General features: G+C 69.5%; 16 protein-coding genes. 9 read left to right on the top strand and 7 right to left on the bottom strand.

The genetic code is table 11. The features are described 5' to 3' along the window. Nucleotides 1–70 precede the first annotated feature (70 nt). From ASG72_RS06995 to ASG72_RS06985, 3 genes are all read right to left on the bottom strand, one after another. Nucleotides 71–1888: a glucan ABC transporter ATP-binding protein/ permease gene (locus ASG72_RS06995; RefSeq protein ID WP_056710484.1), complete on the bottom strand. Its 1818-nt coding sequence runs from the start codon at nt 1886–1888 to the stop codon at nt 71–73. A 155-nt stretch (nt 1889–2043) separates the two neighbouring features. Continuing rightward, a complete protein-coding gene (locus tag ASG72_RS06990) occupies nt 2044–2532 on the bottom strand; it encodes a CAP domain-containing protein (RefSeq protein ID WP_156395843.1) in 489 nt (162 codons plus the stop codon). 37 nt (nt 2533–2569) lie between these two features. After that, nucleotides 2570–5191, bottom strand: coding sequence for a DUF3772 domain-containing protein (locus ASG72_RS06985; RefSeq protein ID WP_162246202.1), 2622 nt, complete (start codon nt 5189–5191; stop codon nt 2570–2572). A gap of 490 nt (nt 5192–5681) precedes the next feature. Here ASG72_RS06985 and ASG72_RS06980 point away from each other — a divergent pair, with 490 nt between their 5' ends. From ASG72_RS06980 to soxA, 6 genes are all read left to right on the top strand, one after another. Continuing rightward, the gene (locus ASG72_RS06980) at nt 5682–6149 is read left to right on the top strand and encodes a (2Fe-2S)-binding protein (RefSeq protein ID WP_056710480.1); all 468 of its coding nucleotides are present in this window, start codon (nt 5682–5684) and stop codon (nt 6147–6149) included. 73 nt (nt 6150–6222) lie between these two features. Further along, the gene (locus tag ASG72_RS06975) at nt 6223–8415 is read left to right on the top strand and encodes a molybdopterin cofactor-binding domain-containing protein (protein ID WP_056710477.1); all 2193 of its coding nucleotides are present in this window, start codon (nt 6223–6225) and stop codon (nt 8413–8415) included. 13 nt (nt 8416–8428) lie between these two features. Continuing rightward, the gene (gene soxX, locus ASG72_RS06970; RefSeq protein ID WP_348271568.1) at nt 8429–8869 is read left to right on the top strand and encodes a sulfur oxidation c-type cytochrome SoxX; all 441 of its coding nucleotides are present in this window, start codon (nt 8429–8431) and stop codon (nt 8867–8869) included. Then, complete coding sequence (locus ASG72_RS06965; protein ID WP_082540155.1) at nt 8832–9374, top strand: thiosulfate oxidation carrier protein SoxY; 543 nt, start codon at nt 8832–8834, stop codon at nt 9372–9374. The genes soxX and ASG72_RS06965 overlap by 38 nt, the downstream gene beginning before the upstream one ends. 1 nt (nt 9375) lies before the next feature. Continuing rightward, a complete protein-coding gene (soxZ, locus tag ASG72_RS06960) occupies nt 9376–9705 on the top strand; it encodes a thiosulfate oxidation carrier complex protein SoxZ (RefSeq protein WP_056710474.1) in 330 nt (109 codons plus the stop codon). After that, on the top strand, nt 9705–10448 hold the full coding sequence (soxA, locus tag ASG72_RS06955) for a sulfur oxidation c-type cytochrome SoxA (RefSeq protein ID WP_056710472.1): 744 nt from the start codon (nt 9705–9707) through the stop codon (nt 10446–10448). Before soxZ ends, soxA begins: the two co-directional genes overlap by 1 nt. Before the next feature lie 7 nt (nt 10449–10455). On the opposite strand, the gene ASG72_RS06950 is transcribed toward soxA, so the two are convergent. Further along, nucleotides 10456–11541: an ROK family protein gene (locus tag ASG72_RS06950; RefSeq protein WP_056710470.1), complete on the bottom strand. Its 1086-nt coding sequence runs from the start codon at nt 11539–11541 to the stop codon at nt 10456–10458. A gap of 177 nt (nt 11542–11718) precedes the next feature. Here ASG72_RS06950 and ASG72_RS06945 point away from each other — a divergent pair, with 177 nt between their 5' ends. Next, complete coding sequence (locus ASG72_RS06945) at nt 11719–12198, top strand: DUF2938 domain-containing protein (protein WP_056711012.1); 480 nt, start codon at nt 11719–11721, stop codon at nt 12196–12198. A gap of 3 nt (nt 12199–12201) precedes the next feature. On the opposite strand, the gene ASG72_RS06940 is transcribed toward ASG72_RS06945, so the two are convergent. From ASG72_RS06940 to gloB, 3 genes are read right to left on the bottom strand one after another with little or no spacing between them, the layout of a single operon-like run. Beyond that, a complete protein-coding gene (locus ASG72_RS06940) occupies nt 12202–12954 on the bottom strand; it encodes a GNAT family N-acetyltransferase (protein WP_156395841.1) in 753 nt (250 codons plus the stop codon). Further along, nucleotides 12951–13412 (bottom strand): cupin domain-containing protein, encoded by a 462-nt coding sequence (locus tag ASG72_RS06935; RefSeq protein ID WP_056710463.1) that lies wholly within the window; start codon nt 13410–13412, stop codon nt 12951–12953. Before ASG72_RS06935 ends, ASG72_RS06940 begins: the two co-directional genes overlap by 4 nt. Nucleotides 13413–13420: 8 nt before the next feature. Beyond that, a complete protein-coding gene (gloB, locus tag ASG72_RS06930) occupies nt 13421–14185 on the bottom strand; it encodes a hydroxyacylglutathione hydrolase (RefSeq protein WP_056710462.1) in 765 nt (254 codons plus the stop codon). Nucleotides 14186–14340: 155 nt separating this feature from the next. Here gloB and ASG72_RS06925 point away from each other — a divergent pair, with 155 nt between their 5' ends. Further along, nucleotides 14341–15108: a class I SAM-dependent methyltransferase gene (locus ASG72_RS06925; protein ID WP_056710461.1), complete on the top strand. Its 768-nt coding sequence runs from the start codon at nt 14341–14343 to the stop codon at nt 15106–15108. A gap of 102 nt (nt 15109–15210) precedes the next feature. Beyond that, nucleotides 15211–16164: an acetyl-CoA carboxylase carboxyltransferase subunit alpha gene (locus ASG72_RS06920; protein WP_056710460.1), complete on the top strand. Its 954-nt coding sequence runs from the start codon at nt 15211–15213 to the stop codon at nt 16162–16164. Nucleotides 16165–16215: the final 51 nt, after the last annotated feature.

The raw sequence follows: 16215 nt of genomic DNA, 5'->3' as shown, positions 1-16215 counted from the left end.
GGGGTGAGAGGCTCATCCGGCGCCGCTGGGTTGCTTCGCTCGCGCGCGCAATGACGGCGGGGAGCGCCGGCTACCCCGCGATAAGCTTCCCCGCCAGCGGGCTCGCGCCCTCGTCGGGCAGGCTCGCCGCGGGCTTGTCGGTGACCAGATATTGCGCACGGGCCAGCGCCGCGAAGCGGCCGCCCTTGGCGACGAGCTCGTCGAAGCTGCCCATCTCGATGACATGACCCTGCTCGAAGACCAGGATCCGGTCGGCATTGCGGATGGTGGCGAGGCGGTGGGCGATGACGAAGGTAGTGCGGCCCTTCATCACCTCGTCCAGCGCCTTCTGCAGCTTGACTTCGGTCGCCGCGTCGAGGGCCGATGTCGCCTCGTCCAGGATCAGGATGGGCGGGTTCTTCAGCAGGGCGCGGGCGATCGACAGGCGCTGGCGCTCGCCGCCGGACAAGGTGCGCCCGCGCTCGCCGACGAGCGTGTCGAGCCCCTCCGGCTGGCGCGCCATCACCTCGGTCGCCTGGGCGCGGTCCAAAGCCTCCAGCATCTCCTCGTCGGTGGCGTCGGGCTTGCCGACCGTGAGGTTCTCGCGGATCGAGCGGGCGAACAGCATCGGCTCCTGGAAGACGACGCCGATATTGCGGCGCAGGCTCAGCAGGGAAATGACGCGGATGTCGTGGCCGTCCACGAGGATGCGGCCGGATTGCGGGTCGAAGGCGCGATGCAGCAGGCCGAGCGTCGTGGATTTGCCGGAGCCGGTCGAGCCGACGATGGCGATGGTCTCCCCGGGCTGGACGGAAAAGGAGACGTCGGCGACCGCGGCGCGCTTGCCGTCATAGGAGAAGGAGACGTCCTCGAAGCTGACCGCACCATCGAGCCGGCCGGCATCGGCCGCGGTCGGCAGGTCGCGCACCGCCGGCATCGTATCCAGCACGTCGAAGAATTCCCGCAGCTTCGGCGCCTGCATGAAGATGAAGTTCACGAAGGCGACGATCTGCTCCAGCCGGCCGACCAGCATGGTGGCGAAGCCCATGAAGGTGACGATCTCGCCGACAGTGGTCAGCCCCTGCATCAGCAGCCAGGCGCCGACCACGAAGATCGCCAGCACGGTCAGCGTCGCCGAGGCGCGGGTCGCGACCGTGGCGATCGCCCACCAGGACAGCACCGGCATCTGCGCCTCGAGCAGGGTGGCGATGGTGTTGCGCAGGCCGCGCACCTCGGCCTCGATCCGGGTGAAGCTCTGGATCACCGGGACGTTGCCCAGCGCGTCCGAGGCACGTTCGGCGAGGTTGGAATGATAGGCCTCGACATGGCTCTGCAGCTTGTCGGTCTTGCGCAGCACATAGGCGGTCAGCGAGCCGAACAGCACGACCAGCACCATCAGCAGCAGCCCGAGCTGCCAGTTCTTCCAGATCGTGAAGGGCAGCAGGAAGAAGAGCGCGACGAAGCTGGCGCAATGCTCCCGGAAGAAGGAGAGCCAGAGCGCCCACATGCCGGAGGTGCCTTCCAGCATCACCTTCAGCACCCGGCCGGAATGGGTCTGCGTGTGATAAGCGAGCGGCAGGGTCAGCGCATGCTCGAAATAATTGGCCATCACCGCCAGCCGGCGGCGATGCGCGAGCTTGTCGGAATTCAGCGCGACGAAGACGCTGGCCGCGATGTTGAACAGGCCGAAGCCGACCCAGGCCGCGATCAGGATGTTGAGGTCGGACCAGCTCGGCCGCTGGCCGTTGTTCTGCACGCTCGACAGCCGGTCGATCAGCGCGCCGAACAGCATCGGCTCGGCGAAGGAGGCCGCCGCCAGCAGGATGTTGGCGAGCGCCAGGACCAGCCCGAGTTTCTTCTCGGGACCGAGCTCACGGAGGACGCGGGCATAGATGGCGAAGAGCGACATTCCGCCAGCTTTAGAGAAGGCGCGCGCCTTAGCAAGCCTCCAGGCTCGCCGCGCCGTGAAACAACGCGCCGAACCGCGTGTCCGGATGGCCGCGATCGCGGGGCGGGGAGCGCCGGAGCCTCATGGACCCCGGCGAAAAGCGTTCCGGCCGGCGCTCAGGGCGCGACGATCAGGGCCCAATAGACCTGGTATTTCGACCCCGGCGCATAGGCGGTGGCGATGCCCATGCGGCTGACGCCGGGCGTCTTCATCACCCGGTCGTGCTGGGGCGAATCGCGCCAGCCGGAAAAGGCCTCGGCGAGGCGGCGATAACCGGCGGAGAGATTGGCCTCCGCGCCGCGCTGGCCGGCGCGCGCCAGCCTGGCCTTGACCGCGTCGGCCTGGCCCGGCCGGTCGGCCGCAGCCATGGCGCTCGCCTCCTGCTGCGCCGCTTCGCTCAGCGCCGGGTCGAGGGTCAGCGCGTTCAGCCCGGCATTGATGCGATAGGCCGAGATCATCGCCCGCGCCTCGGCGGCGTCGACCCGGGCCGATGCCGAGCCGAGATCGCGATAGAAGGCGGGCTGCTGGCCGCTGCGCGGGGCCTCCGTGCAGCCGGCGAGGTTGAAGACGGCGAGCGCGCCGGCGAGCAGAGCGGGACAGCTCATCGGCCGGATCCTCCGGTGGGCTTGATCTGGCATGCCGTCATTCCTTGCTGTCATCCGCGGCGGGTGGCGGTGGGGGAGGCGGCGGCGGATTTTCCGCGGCCGGCGTCTCGTCGTCTTCGGCGGGGGGCGCAGAACGGCCGGCCCGGGCCGCGGGCGATGGCCTGGCCTTCGGCCGGCGCGCCTCGCCATCGGCGGGTTCGCGCGCCACGGCCCTGGCGATGCCGCGCAGCGAGTGCTCGATACCGTCCAGGCCCTTGACGGTCAGTTCCGCCCCGGCCGCCGCAGGCTCCATCGCCGCCAGCCTGGCATGGATGACGTAATTGAGATCGCTGGTGACGCGCCCGACCGTGTCGACCTCGCCGACCACGCAGACGAGATCGAAATCCATGGTCGAGGTGCCGATCTTCTTGAACAGCACGGAGGGGGGCGGCTTGTGCAGCACGTCGCCATGCGCCCCCGCCGCGTCCGCCAGCAGGGTCCGCACCGCGGTCGGATCATAGCTGCGCGGCACGCTGATCGAGATCAGCACGCGGCCGGTGCGGTCGGTGCGGACGCGGTTGCGCACCACCCCGGTCACCAGGTTCGAATTGGGGACGATCACCGCGGAGCGGTCGAAGGTCTCGATCTCGGTGGAGCGGACGTTGATGCGCTTGACGATGCCCTCGGCGTCGCCGACCACGACCTGGTCGCCGACGCGGATCGGGCGCTCCCAGAGCAGGATCAGCCCCGAGACGAAGTTCGAGACCACCGATTGCAGGCCGAAGCCGATACCCACCGACAGCGCGCTGGCGACCAGGGTCAGCCGCTCCATGCTGAGCCCCAGCGAGGAGACCGCCAGCGCCGCCGTGGCGAAATAGCCGATATAGCCGGCGGCGGTGGTGATCGAATTGCGCAGGCCGCGGTCGAGATTGGTGGTCGGCAGGAACTGGCCGTCGAGCCAGTGCTTGAAATAGCGCGTCGCGCTCAGGCCGAAGATGAAGAGCAGGATGGCGATGATGATCGACGACAGCGAGACGGTGACGCCGCCGATCTGGAAGCCGAAGAAGGCGGCGCGCAGCGAGCCGAGGAAATCCTCGGACTCCACGCCCCATGGCGCCATGACCAGCATGAAGGTGATGAAGATCAGAGCGAGCTTGAGCGCGCCCGTCGCGATCACCGCGATCTTCTCCAGCGTCGCCATGCGGATGCCGAGCCCGGCCTTCAGCGTCAGAGCGAGGCGGCCCTTGCCGGTCAGCGCGCGGCGGATGCCGAGATCGATCAGCTGGTGGAACAGCAGGAAGAGGCTGGCCAGGATCCCGAGCCAGATCACCTGCTCGGTCAGGAAGGTGGCGAAGACGACATAGCCGGAGAGGGCGGCGGCGACGATCAGGAAGGCCACGAACCAGCCGACGATGCGCACCGGGCCCAGGGTCGCGCCATCGACCGGGACATAGGGGCCGAGGCAGGCATCCTCCTCGATGTCCTGGTCGTCGCGCAGCCTGTAGAGCCCGGCGAGCAGCGTCGCCGCGAAGATGATCGCGACCGTGCCGCGCACCAAAATCGAGACGGCGAGGCCGGCGGCGATGGCCTGCAGCCAGGCTTCCAGCACCTTGCCGATCGAGAGGACGGCGACCAGCGACGTCGCGATCCAGACCACCGTGCTGGCGGTGGAATCCATCACGCTGACCAGCCGCCGTTGCGGCGCGCCGGGCGCGAAGACGGCGGTGGCGACGGCCTGGACGAAGGCGAAGATGGCGAGGCCGACGACCACGGCCCAGATCAGCGGCTGGATGCGGGGCGGCAGCAGCCCCGCCGTGTTCAGCGCGGAATAGATCAGCCAGCTCGCCAGCACGGGCGGCGCGGCGCCGGCCACGATCTGGGCGAAGGCGATGTAGAGGCAGTGCAGCCCGCCCTCGCCATGGCTCTGCGCGATCCGGGCCTGGAAGCGCGGCATGTAGCGATGCCGGGCGACATAGAGCAGGATCGCGATCAGCAGCGCCAGCCCCACGAGCAGCCCCTTCAGCCCGGAGAGCGCGCCTCCCAGCACCGAGAACCAGCCGCCGAAGATGTAGCCGGAGGCGCGGACATCTTCCGGCAGGGTCTTGAACGCGGCGCTCCAGATATCGGGCGAGACGAGATGCGGGCCCGCCGCGAACAGGGTCCTGGCGAAGAGGTCGCGCCTGCGGTCGCCGATCGCGGTCTGCATCTGCTCGGCCTGGAGCAGAGCGGCGCGCGCGATCTTCAGGGTTTCGTCGGCATCGGCGAAGGATTTCGTCCGGGCATCGCGTTCGCGCTGGACCTCCGCGCTTTCCGGCGGGGCGCCCTCGGCCGGCTTGGGGCCGAGCTGTTCGAGCCGCAGCCGCGCCTGCTCGACCCGCGGAATCTGCTCGTCGACCAGGCTGCGCAGCTGCTCGAGTAGAGGCTGGATGCGGAAGCGCTGCCGCTGCAGCTCCGCATCGGTCGCCTCCCGGCTGGTGACCAGCGATTCGATCTGGGTGAGCTCGTTGCGCAGCGTGTCCAGCTGCGCGCGCTGCGGATTGGCGGCCACGGCAGCGGGCGCGCCCGGTGCCTGGGCGAGAGCCGGCATGGCGGCCGCCGCGAGGACGAGGTGCAGGAGCGCGAACAGAAGCGCCAGGATCAGGCGCGGGCGCCAAGGGCTCAGGGTGTCATCGCTGCGCATCACCGGTGTCCGCCGCTCATGCAGGTGCTGATTCGTCCAGTCATCGACGCTCGCCATAGCGGCTCGGGGCTGACAAGGCGATGCGGCGCGCGGCGGTAACGGGCAAGAGGCATCCCTTCTCCAAGATCGCGCCCGCCGGTATTCGAACCGGGCGCCGGGGCTTCACATTGCCGTGAAGCTTCTGGTGGCGGGCCATGGGCCGTGACGACCGGCTTCCGCGATAAACCGGACCTTATCAAGGCAGGAGCGCCGCGAAATCGCGCATGTTCTGGCCGGAAGACGAGATTCTCTTCGCGGCCCAGGTTGCGTCTTGCGCGTCTCGTCATGGTCCAGAGGCGCGGCCGCGGCACTGGCGGAGGGTCCGCTTCTGCGTTTCAATCTAGTCCAATCAAAAACGACGCGCATGCCCGCAGCGGGCTGGCGCGGCATCACGGCGGGGCGCGATGGCCCTCCCGCCGATCCGTCTCATCGCGATACCGGGAGGTTTGCCGTGGCGAAGTTCAATGTGAATGGGACGATGGTCGAGGTCGCCGTGCCCGACGACACGCCGCTGCTCTGGGCGATCCGCGAGCAGATCGGCCTGACCGGCACCAAATATGGCTGCGGCGTCGCGCAATGCGGCGCCTGCACGGTGCATATCGACGGGGTCGCGACGCGCAGCTGCTCGCTGCCCGTCAGCGCCGTCACGCCGGAGATGAAGATCGTCACGATCGAGGGTTTGTCGCCGGATGGGCGGCACCCGCTGCAGCAGGCCTGGATCAAGCACGAGGTGCCGCAATGCGGCTTCTGCCAGAGCGGCATGCTGATGGCGGCGGCGGCGCTGCTGCAGTCCAACCCGAAGCCGACCGAAGCCGACATCGCCAGCGAGATGACGAATATCTGCCGCTGCGGCACCTACAACAAGGTCAAGGCCGCGATCCTCGATGTCGCCGGCAGCGGCGCCATGGGCCGCGGCTGAGCAGCGCCTGCCTCGCCGGGTCGAGCGCCAGACGCAGCGCATCCCCGGCCCTCAACCTGATCGGGAGCCCGACATGACCCTTGCTTCGCCTGAAACCGGCCTCAACCCGTCCCGCCGCAGCCTGCTCGCCGGCTCGGCCGCGGCCGCCGGAGCCTTCAGCTTCGGCTTCTCCATCCCCTTCGCCGGCGAAGCCGCGGCGCAGGGGACCACATCCGAAGTCAATGCCTGGGTGGTGATCCATCCGGACGACACGGTGGTGATCCGCATCGCCCGCTCCGAGATGGGGCAGGGCACGCTGACCGGCCTCGCCCAGCTCGTCGCGGAGGAGCTCAATTGCGATTGGGCGAAGGTCACCACGGAATATCCGACGCCGGGGCAGAACCTGGCCCGCAACCGGGTCTGGGGCAATTTCTCCACCGGCGGCAGCCGCGGCATCCGCGAATCCCATGACTATGTCCGCAAGGGCGGCGCTGCGGCGCGGATGATGCTGGTCGAGGCCGCGGCGGGTGAATGGAAGGTGCCGGTGGCGGAATGCAGCGCCGAGAAGGGCGTCATCACGCATAAATCCTCCGGCCGGTCGCTGCGCTACGGCCAGGTCGCGGCCGCGGCGGCGAAGCTCGAGCCGCCCAAGGACGTCGCGCTGAAGGATCCGAAGGACTGGACCATCGCCGGCAAGCCGCTGGCGCGGCTCGATACCGCCGACAAGACCAACGGCAAGAAGATCTACGGCATGGATCTGAAGATGCCGGGCATGCTGAACGCGGCGATCAAGGACTGCCCCGTCTTCGGCGGCAAGGTGAAGAGCTTCGACGCGGCGGCGATCCGGACGATGCCGGGCGTCAAGCATGTGCTGCCGGTCGGCGACAGTGCCGTGGCCGTGGTCGCGGATTTCTGGTGGCAGGCGAAGACGGCGCTCGACGCGCTGCCGATCGTCTGGGACGAGGGCGAACACGCCAAGGTCTCGAGCGAAGGCATCGCCGCCTGGCTGAAAGAGGGGTTGGACGCGCCGGAAGCCGTGGTCGGCAACCAGAATGGCGATGCCAAGGGCGCGATCGCCAGCGCCGCGCGCAAGATCGAGGCGGTCTACAGCTATCCCTTCCAGAACCACGCCACCATGGAGACGATGAACGCGACCGCGCGCTACACGCCGGAGCGCTGCGAGGTGTGGACGCCGACGCAGAACGGCGAGGCGGCGCTGGCGGCAGCCTCGGAGGCCTCCGGCCTGCCTCTGGCGAAATGCGAGGCCTATAAGATCGATCTCGGCGGCGGCTTCGGCCGGCGCGGCGCCGTCCATGACTGGGTGCGGCAGGTGGTGCTGATCGCCAAGCAGGTGCCGGGCACGCCGATCAAGCTGATCTGGTCGCGCGAGGAGGATATGACGCATGGGCGCTACCACCCGGTGACGCAGTGCAAGCTCACCGGCGCGCTCGACAAGGACGGCAATCTGGCCGGCCTGCACATGCGGATCTCGGGACAGTCGATCGTCGCCGGCATCTTCCCGCAGAACATCCAGAACGGGCGCGATCCGGTGGTCTTCCAGGGGCTGAACGCCTCGGGGCCGGAGGCCTCGATCGGCTACACCATCCCGAACCTGCTGATCGACCATGCGATGCGCAACCCGCATGTGCCGCCGGGCTTCTGGCGAGGGGTGAACCTCAACCAGAACGCGATCTATCTCGAATGCTTCATGGACGAGCTCGCCCATGCGGCCGGCAAGGACCCGCTGGAGTTCCGACGCGCCCTGATGAAGAACCATCCGAAGCATCTGGCGGTGCTCAACGCCGCGGCGGAGAAGGCCGAATGGGGCAAGCCCCTGCCGGAGGGGGTGCATCGCGGCATCTGCCAGACCATGGGCTTCGGCTCCTATGTCGCGGCGGTGGCCGAGGTCTCGGTCAGCGCCGAGGGCAAGCTCAAGATCCACCGCATCGTCGCCGCGACCGATTGCGGCCATGCGGTGAACCCGGCGCAGATCGAGCGGCAGGTCGAGGGCTCCTTCGTATACGGGCTGTCGGCCGCGCTGCATGGTGAATGCACGGTGAAGGACGGGCGCATCGTCGAGACCAATTTCGACAGCTACAACGTCCTGCGCATGGACGAGATGCCGCCGGTCGAGACGGTGATCGTCGCCTCGGGCGGGTTCTGGGGCGGCGTCGGCGAGCCGACCATCGCCGTGGCGGCTCCCGCGGTGCTGAACGCGATCTTCGCGGCGACGGGCAAGCGCGTGCGCTCGCTGCCGCTGAAGAATGCCGATCTGCGCAAGGCGTGAGGGCGCAGCGCGGGTGAAGCGGCTGCTGCCGGCCCTGCTCTGGCTCGCGGGATCCTGCGGACCCGGGCTGGCGCTTGAGCGTTACACCATCGTCGGCGACGCCATTCCGGCGCCGCTCGGCGGCCTCGCCGGGAATGCGGCACGCGGCGAGGCGGTGGTGCGCGACCGCGAGCGCGGCAATTGCCTGATCTGCCATCAGGGCGCGGATGCATCGGAGCCGTTCCAGGGGACGATCGGCCCGAGCCTGGCGGGGGTGGGGGCGCGGCTGTCGCCCGGGCAGATCCGGCTGCGGATGGTGGATGGGGCGGTGCTCAATCCCGACACGGTGATGCCGCCCTATTTTCGCGTGGAGGGCCTGCGCGATGTCGCCCCCGCCTATCGTGGCAAGCCGGCCCTGTCGGCACAGGAGATCGAGGATGTCGTTGCCTATCTCGCTACGCTCGAACGCCCCTGACGCGCTTCGCCTCTCGGAGAAGGAGCCGGATTCGGCCGAGCCCCGGGGCGGGCGGACGGGCCCAAGCCGCCGCCAGCTCGTCGCCGGGGCCGCCGCCGGGCTCGCTCTGGCGCCGCTGCCGCGCCCGGCCGCCGCGGCCGCTCCGCTGTCGGAGCATGTGCTGCGCCTGACCGAGGGCGTGGTGCCGGAACGCGCGAGATTGCGGCTCGAGATCCCGGCGCTGGTGGAGAACGGCAATTCCGTCGATACGCGGATCACGGTCGACAGCCCCATGACGGCGCAGGACCATGTCCGCTGGATCCATCTGATCGCGGAGAAGAACCCGTTTCCGGACATGGCGCGGTTCCATCTCTCGCCGCGCTCGGGACGGGCCGAGGTGGCGACGACGCTGCGGCTGGCCCAATCCCAGACGGTGACGGCCGTGGCGGCGCTGAGCGGCGGCGGCTTCGTGATGGCCGAAGCGGCCATCGTGGTGACGCTCAGCGCCTGCATCGACGGAGGCTGACATGGCGATCCCCTTCAATGCGCGCATCAGCATGCCCGCCGAGGCCAAGGCCGGCGAGATCATCGAGATCAAGGTGCTGGCGCGGCACCCGATGGATCGCGGCGGCCAGTCCGACGGCAAGGGCGGCACCGTGCCGCGCAAGATCCTCAACCGGCTGACCGCGACCTATGCCGGCGAGGAGATCTTTCGCTTCGACATGCATACCGGCGTCTCGGCCAATCCCTTCGTCTCCTTCACCACGAAGGCCGTCGCCAGCGGCGAGATCGTCTTCGAATGGCGCGAGGATGGCGGCGCCAGCTTCACGCGCACGGCCAGGCTGACCGTGACGTGATGCTGCGGCTCGCGGTCCTGCTGCTCCTCGCCGCCGCCCCCGCATCGGCCGAGATCGTCTCGGGAAGCAGCTTCCTCTCGCCGGAGATGCGCCGCCAGCAGGAGGACGAGACGCGCAATCCCGGCTTCTTCTGGGTGGAGCAGGGACAGGAGCTGTTCAGCCGCAGGCCGGAGGCGGGGGGCGAGGCCTGCATCGGCTGCCACGCGGCGCCGCAGCGAAGCCTGCGGGGCGCGGCGGCGACCTATCCGAAACTGGTCTCGGAGCGGCTGATGAACCTCGAGGGCCGGATCGAGCAATGCCGCGTCGAGCGGCAGAAGCAGCCCGCCTTCGGCTATGAAAGCCCGGAGCTGCTGGCGCTGACGGCCTATATCGCCAGCCTGTCGCGGGGCCTGCCGATGGATGTCGCGATCGACGGCCCGGCGCGGCCCTTCTACGAGGCGGGCAGGGCCTTCTTCGAGCGCCGGCAGGGTCAGCTCAATCTGTCCTGCCGGCACTGCCATGACGGGCTCGTCGGGCAGAAGCTGCGCGGCGATACGATCAGCCGTGGCGCCTCGACCGGCTACCCCGCCTATCGCCTGGAATGGAACAGCGTCGGCTCGCTGCACCGCCGGCTGCGCGCCTGCTCGCTCGGGGTGCGGGCGACGCAGTTCGAGGCCGGCGGGCCGGAATATCTGGCGCTGGAGCTCTATCTCGCCGGCCGCGCCAGGGGGCTGCCGGTGGAGACGCCGGCGATGAGGCGCTGAGCCCTGCTCAGCCCTTGCGCTTCGGCGCGGCCCTGTTGCGATAGGTGGCGTTGCCGAGACCGGTGCCGATGGTCAGCACGGCCCAATCCGTCACGTCCTGCATGAAGGGCAGCTCGCTCAGGCCCTGGATCACGGCGTCATTATGCAGCACGACATGGGTCTCGTGCCCGCCGATCTCCGGCTGCATCTCCCGGATGCTCTCGACCAGGTTGAAATGGCTGCTCTCCCAATTGCCGGGGAGGTTCTGGGCGCCGCGCTCGATCGAACCGTCGCCACTGATCAGGCCAGGGCAGCCGACACCGATGAAGGGCGCGACGCGCAGCCCCTCCTTCTCCGCCTGGCGGATCTGGCGCTGCAGCATCTTGCCGAGCCGCTTGATCGTGTCCTCGCGGCCCGGAGCCTCGTCGGCATGCCGCCACAGCTCGCTATGGGCGACGCGGGCCTTGCTGAGATCGCTCGCCTTGTCCATGCGCAGCTCGACGATGCCGACGCGGATGTTCGAACCGCCGATATCCACGGCGACCAGGCTGTCGAAGCCCTCGAAGATCCATTTCGGCGCGAGATGCGCGCTGCCGAGCAGGCCGGCCTCGTCGGGATGGTTGCGGATCAGCTTCAGGTCGAGCTTGTGGCCCTCTGTCTGCAGGATGACGCCGGCCCGCCCGATCGCGAGCTCGCCGACGCGCCCTTCGCGGAACCCGCCGCCGACGACGATGCGCTCGACGCAGGCCCAGGATTTCAGCTTGGCGAAGCGACGGACGACGAAGGCGAGCGATTGCGCGAAACCCTCGATGGCGCTCAGGACCAGCCCCGCCTCACGGGGGTCGCCCTCGGTCAGCAGCGCCTCCAGCGCCTTCTTGCCGATCTCGGCCGTCTTGCCCTCCAGCGGATCCTCGCCCGCCTTGCGCAGATCGCGGCGCAGCGAATCGAGATGCTCGACGAAGGCGCCGCGGCTCGCCTTGTCGCCGATGAAACCTTCATCGTCGCGCACTTCGACATTGTAGCCGGTCAGGATCACCGATGGCAGCTCGCCCGTGCCGTGGGGGCCGAGCGGTTCGGCCCGCGTCGCCGTCTTCTTCGCCGGAGCGCCCGCCATGTCGTCACATCCCCCATCATCCGGTTCCGGACAGCAACCTGCGCAGGGCGGCCTCTGTTCCCGATGCATGCCGACCTTGCATGCGCGATGGGCTGCAGGGCGGGGCGAGACTTGACCGGGCCGCAGCCGTCCCGCTCCATGGCGCAGCGCCGCCAGGCGCCCTGCCCGGGGGATGAGATGGCTGAATTCCTGATCCGCTCGATGATCATCGGCGCGGGAGCGACTCTCCTGCTCGACCTCTGGGCGCTGCTGCTGAACCGGACGCTCGGCCTGCCGACCCCGAACTGGGCGCTGGTGGGGCGCTGGTTCGCGCATCTGCCGCGCGGCCGGTTCGTGCATGCCGATATCGGCCAGGCCGCGCCGGTCAGGAACGAACGCGCCATCGGCTGGATCGCGCATTACGCCGTGGGCATGCTCTTCGCCGCGATCGTCCTGGCGATCTGGGGGACGGAATGGGCGCGCAATCCGAGCTTCCTGCCGGCGCTGATCGTCGGTCTCGCCACGGTCGGCTGCGGCTGGTTCATCCTGCAGCCGGGTATGGGCGCCGGCATCGCCGCCTCGAAGCGCAGCAATGCCGGCCAGCTCCGCCTGCTCAACATCATCGGCCACACCGTCTTCGCGATCGGCCTCTACGGCACGGCGCTGCTGACGGCCTGATTCTCAATCGACCACGCGGGTCTCATAGGCGTAGAGCCTGCGATAGCCGAGGTTTTCGTAGAGCCGGAGCGCGACCGCGTTGGTCTGGTCGACCTGCAGATAGGCCGAGTGGCAGGCCATGGCGCGGGCCCAGGACATCAGCCCCGTGACGATGCGGCGCCCCAGCCCCTGGCCGCGATGGGCCTCGTCGACGACGATCGAGCCGATCTCCGCCATGCCGCGCTCGGCCACGCTCATGCCATAGGCGACCGGCTCGCCGCCGATCATCAGCGCCGCAAAGGCGGCGGGCATGCGCACCTTCTCGACGATGGCGGCGAGATGCGCGGCATTGGCCTTGGCTCCGGTCTGCCTGGCCGCGACGCCGGCAATCCATTCCTCCGTCGCCAGCGGGGTGTATTCGATATCGGCCGCGACCATCGGCTCGACCGTGTCGAGCGCCGCGACCAGCCCGAAGGACGCGTCCCGGACCCGGTAGCCGCGGGCGATGATCCTGTCCCTGGTCGCCTGCGCCACCAGCGGCGTCAGGCGGATGCAGGGCGGCAGGCCGTCGCCCCGGTAGAGCTGCTCGATGAAGTCGCAGCACTCATCGTCGAGCTCGGCGCCGATCGCGATCGGCGAGGCGGCGTTGGCGCGGCCGGAATAGCCATTGGCGAAACGCACCACCCAATCGCCGATCAGCAGCGTGGCCGGCGCGGGCCAGGCATTGACGATGCGGCGCTCGCATTCCAGTACCATTGCGAGATCGGCGTCGCTCACGCGGCGCCTCCCGGGCGGCGCGGCGTCGGGCGCCAGCCTGCGGGCGCCATCTCGAAGCCGGAGAAGGAGAAGCCCGGGGCGACCGTGCAGCCGACAAGCGTCCAGGCGCCGAGCGATGTGGCGCTCTGCCAGCAGCCGGCGGGGACGACGATCTGCGGGCGCTGACCCGCCTTGAGATCGGGCCCGAGATGGTGGGCCGAGGCGTCGTGCCCGTTCGGCGAGAGGCTGATCACCAGCGGCGCGCCGGCGTAATGATGCCAGATCTCGGCGGCGTCGACGCGGTGCCATTCCGAGGTCTCGCCGGTGTCCAGGAGGTAGTAGATCGCGGTCGAATGGCCGCGCCCCTCCGGGCCCTGCGCATCGCGATAGGTCTCGCGATAATGCCCGCCCTCGGGATGGGGCTCGAGCCCGAGCAGGCGGATGATCTCGGCTGCGGTGAGGCCGTTCAGCGTCGTCATCGGCGCGCTCAGAAGCGGTTCTTGGCTTCGCGCAAGGCGGCGAAGACCGTCTTGGCGTCGGCTCCGGCGAGGCCGACGGCGGCGGCCAGCGCCGGCTCGCCGGCGCGGAAGAAGGGGTTGGTCGCCTTCTCCTCCCCGATGCTGGTCAGCGCCAGGAAGCGCCCCTCGCTCTTCGCCCTCTCGGCCTCGGCGGCCCGCGCCTGCAGGGCGGCGTTGCCGGGCTCCATCGCCAGGGCGAAACGGGCGTTGGAGAGGGTGTAGTCATGGCCGGTGATCAGGCGGATATCGTCGGGCAGCGCCATCAGCCGCGAGAGCGAGGTCCACATCGCCTCCATCTGGCCGGGCTGCACCCGGCCGCAGCCCATGACGAAGACCACGTCGCCGACCAGAGCGAGCTTGCCCTCCCGGCCGACGAAGCTGAGATGGCCGTCGGAATGGCCCGGCGTATGCCAGATCTCGAAACGCTGCGCGCCGAGCTGGACGCTGTCGCCCTCGCCGACGACCCGGTCGAGCGGCGCGGAAGCCTGGGCATCGGCCGGGCCGACGACCTTCGCCCCCGTCGCCTGCTTCAGCGCGGCGACGCCCTGGGTATGGTCGTGATGGGCATGGGTGACGAAGATGTCGGTGATAGCCCAGCCCTTGGCGCGGGCGGCCTCCATCACCTCGCCCGCATCCGGCACATCGACTGCGGCGCAGGCGCCGCTCTCGCCATCGCGGATCAGGGCGCCGGCATTGTCGCTCAGCGTGCGGAAGACATGGATGTCGAGGGTCATGATCGCTCCTGCGGGCCTTGACAGGCTTCGTCCCCGTGCATGCGGCAAGGCCGCCTCGCGATCAAGCCCGGGCGGCGGGGCGCGTCGGCCCGGAGCGGCGGTGGCAGGGGCGGAAGCCCTTGCTTTCCGCGCCGATGCGGGCCATCTCCGGCCCCATGCCCCTGGATGTCGTCGACCTCCGCGCCTTCTATGCCAGCCCGCTCGGCCATGTCGCGCGGCGCTTCATCGGCCAGGCAATGCTGCGCTTCTGGCCGGATTGCAGCCGGCAGCGCCTGCTCGGCCTCGGCTTCTGCACACCCTATCTCTCGGTGCTCGGCGTCGGTGCCGAGCGCGTCCTGGCCTTCATGCCGGCGGCGCAGGGGGTGGTGAACTGGCCGTCCGAGGGGCTGTCCGCCTCCGCCCTGGTGGAGCCGACCCTGCTGCCGCTGCCGACCGCCTCGGTCGACCGGATCGTGCTCGCGCATGCGCTGGAGGAGACCGAGAGCCCCGGCGACATGCTGGAGGAGGTCTCGCGGGTCCTGTCTCCGGGCGGGCGGCTGATCGTGGTCGCGCCCAATCGGCGGGGGCTGTGGGCGCGCATGGACGGCACGCCCTTCGGCCATGGCCGCCCGTTCAGCCGCACGCAGCTGGAGAGCCTGATGCGCTCCGCGGAATTCTCCTCCGAGAACTGGGCGGAGGTGCTCTATGTGCCGCCGCTCCGGCGCCGCGTCCTCATGCGCTCGGCCGCAGTCTGGGAGCAGGTCGGCGCCGGGCTGTCGCTGCCCTTCGCCGGGGTGCATGTGATCGACGCGACCAAGCAGTTCTATCGCCGGGCGCCCTTGCGCGCGACGCGAAGGAGCTTCGCCTTCCGCCCCATTCTGCTGCCGCAACCGGCCCCGACGCAGGGTGCGGCGGCGCATCGGCGCGATGGCGAAGCGGGTTGACAAGCGCGGGACGGCGCGGCCAAGGTCCGCCGCTTTCGCACGCCCGGTCTTGACCATAGCTCACGCGCGGGCCTGCCGGCGCGGCACCTGAACTGGATTACGATGCGAAGCTACCTGGATTTCGAAAAGCCCGTCGCCGAACTCGAGGCGAAAGCCGATGAACTGCGCGCGCTCGACGCCAAGGGCGAGGGCTATTCGCTCGCCGAGGAGATCGGGAAGCTCGAGGGCAAGGCGGCGGCCGCGCTGCGTGATCTCTACGGCGCGCTGACGCCATGGCAGAAGACGCTGGTCGCGCGCCACCCCCAGCGCCCGCATTTCAAGGATTACTGCGCGGCGCTGATCACCGAATTCACCCCGCTCGCCGGCGATCGCGCCTTCGGCGAGGATGAGGCGATCGTCGGCGGCTTCGGCCGTTTCCGCGGCGAGCCGGTCTGCGTCCTCGGCCAGGAGAAGGGCGACAGCACCGAGACCCGCATCCGGCATAATTTCGGCATGCCGAAGCCGGAAGGCTATCGCAAGGCGGTGCGGCTGATGGAACTGGCCGACCGCTTCGGCCTGCCGGTGCTGAGCTTCGTCGATACGGCCGGCGCCTATCCCGGGATCGAGGCCGAGGAGCGCGGCCAGGCCGAGGCCATCGCCCGCTCGACCGAATGCTGCCTCGCCTTGCGGACGCCGAGCGTCGCGCTGGTGATCGGCGAAGGTGGATCGGGCGGCGCCATCGCCATAGCCGCCGCCAGCCGGGTGATGATGCTCGAACATGCGATCTATTCCGTGATCTCGCCCGAGGGCGCGGCCTCGATCCTGTGGCGCGACACGGCGCGGGCCCAGGACGCGGCGACGGGGATGAAGATCACGGCGCAGGACCTGCTGCGCTTCGGCGTGATCGACCGGATCGTCAGCGAGCCGACCGGCGGCGCGCATCGCGATCCGGAGACCGCGATCGCCCGGGCCGGCGATGCGATCGCCGCGAGCCTCGCCGATTTCGCCGGGTTGAGCGCGGATGAGATCGTCGAGCGGCGGGCGGAGAAGTTCCTGGCCATCGGCCGGGCGCTCTGAAAAAGGGGCCGGCGTCAACCTTTCCTTCACCATATGGCCATTCAGGGCCAG

Source organism: Allobosea sp. Leaf344 (assembly GCF_001426225.1).
In the GTDB taxonomy this organism is placed as follows: Bacteria; Pseudomonadota; Alphaproteobacteria; order Rhizobiales; family Beijerinckiaceae; genus Allobosea.
The sequence above is the reverse complement of the archived record's forward strand: the minus strand, read 5'-3'. Positions and strand labels throughout refer to the sequence as shown.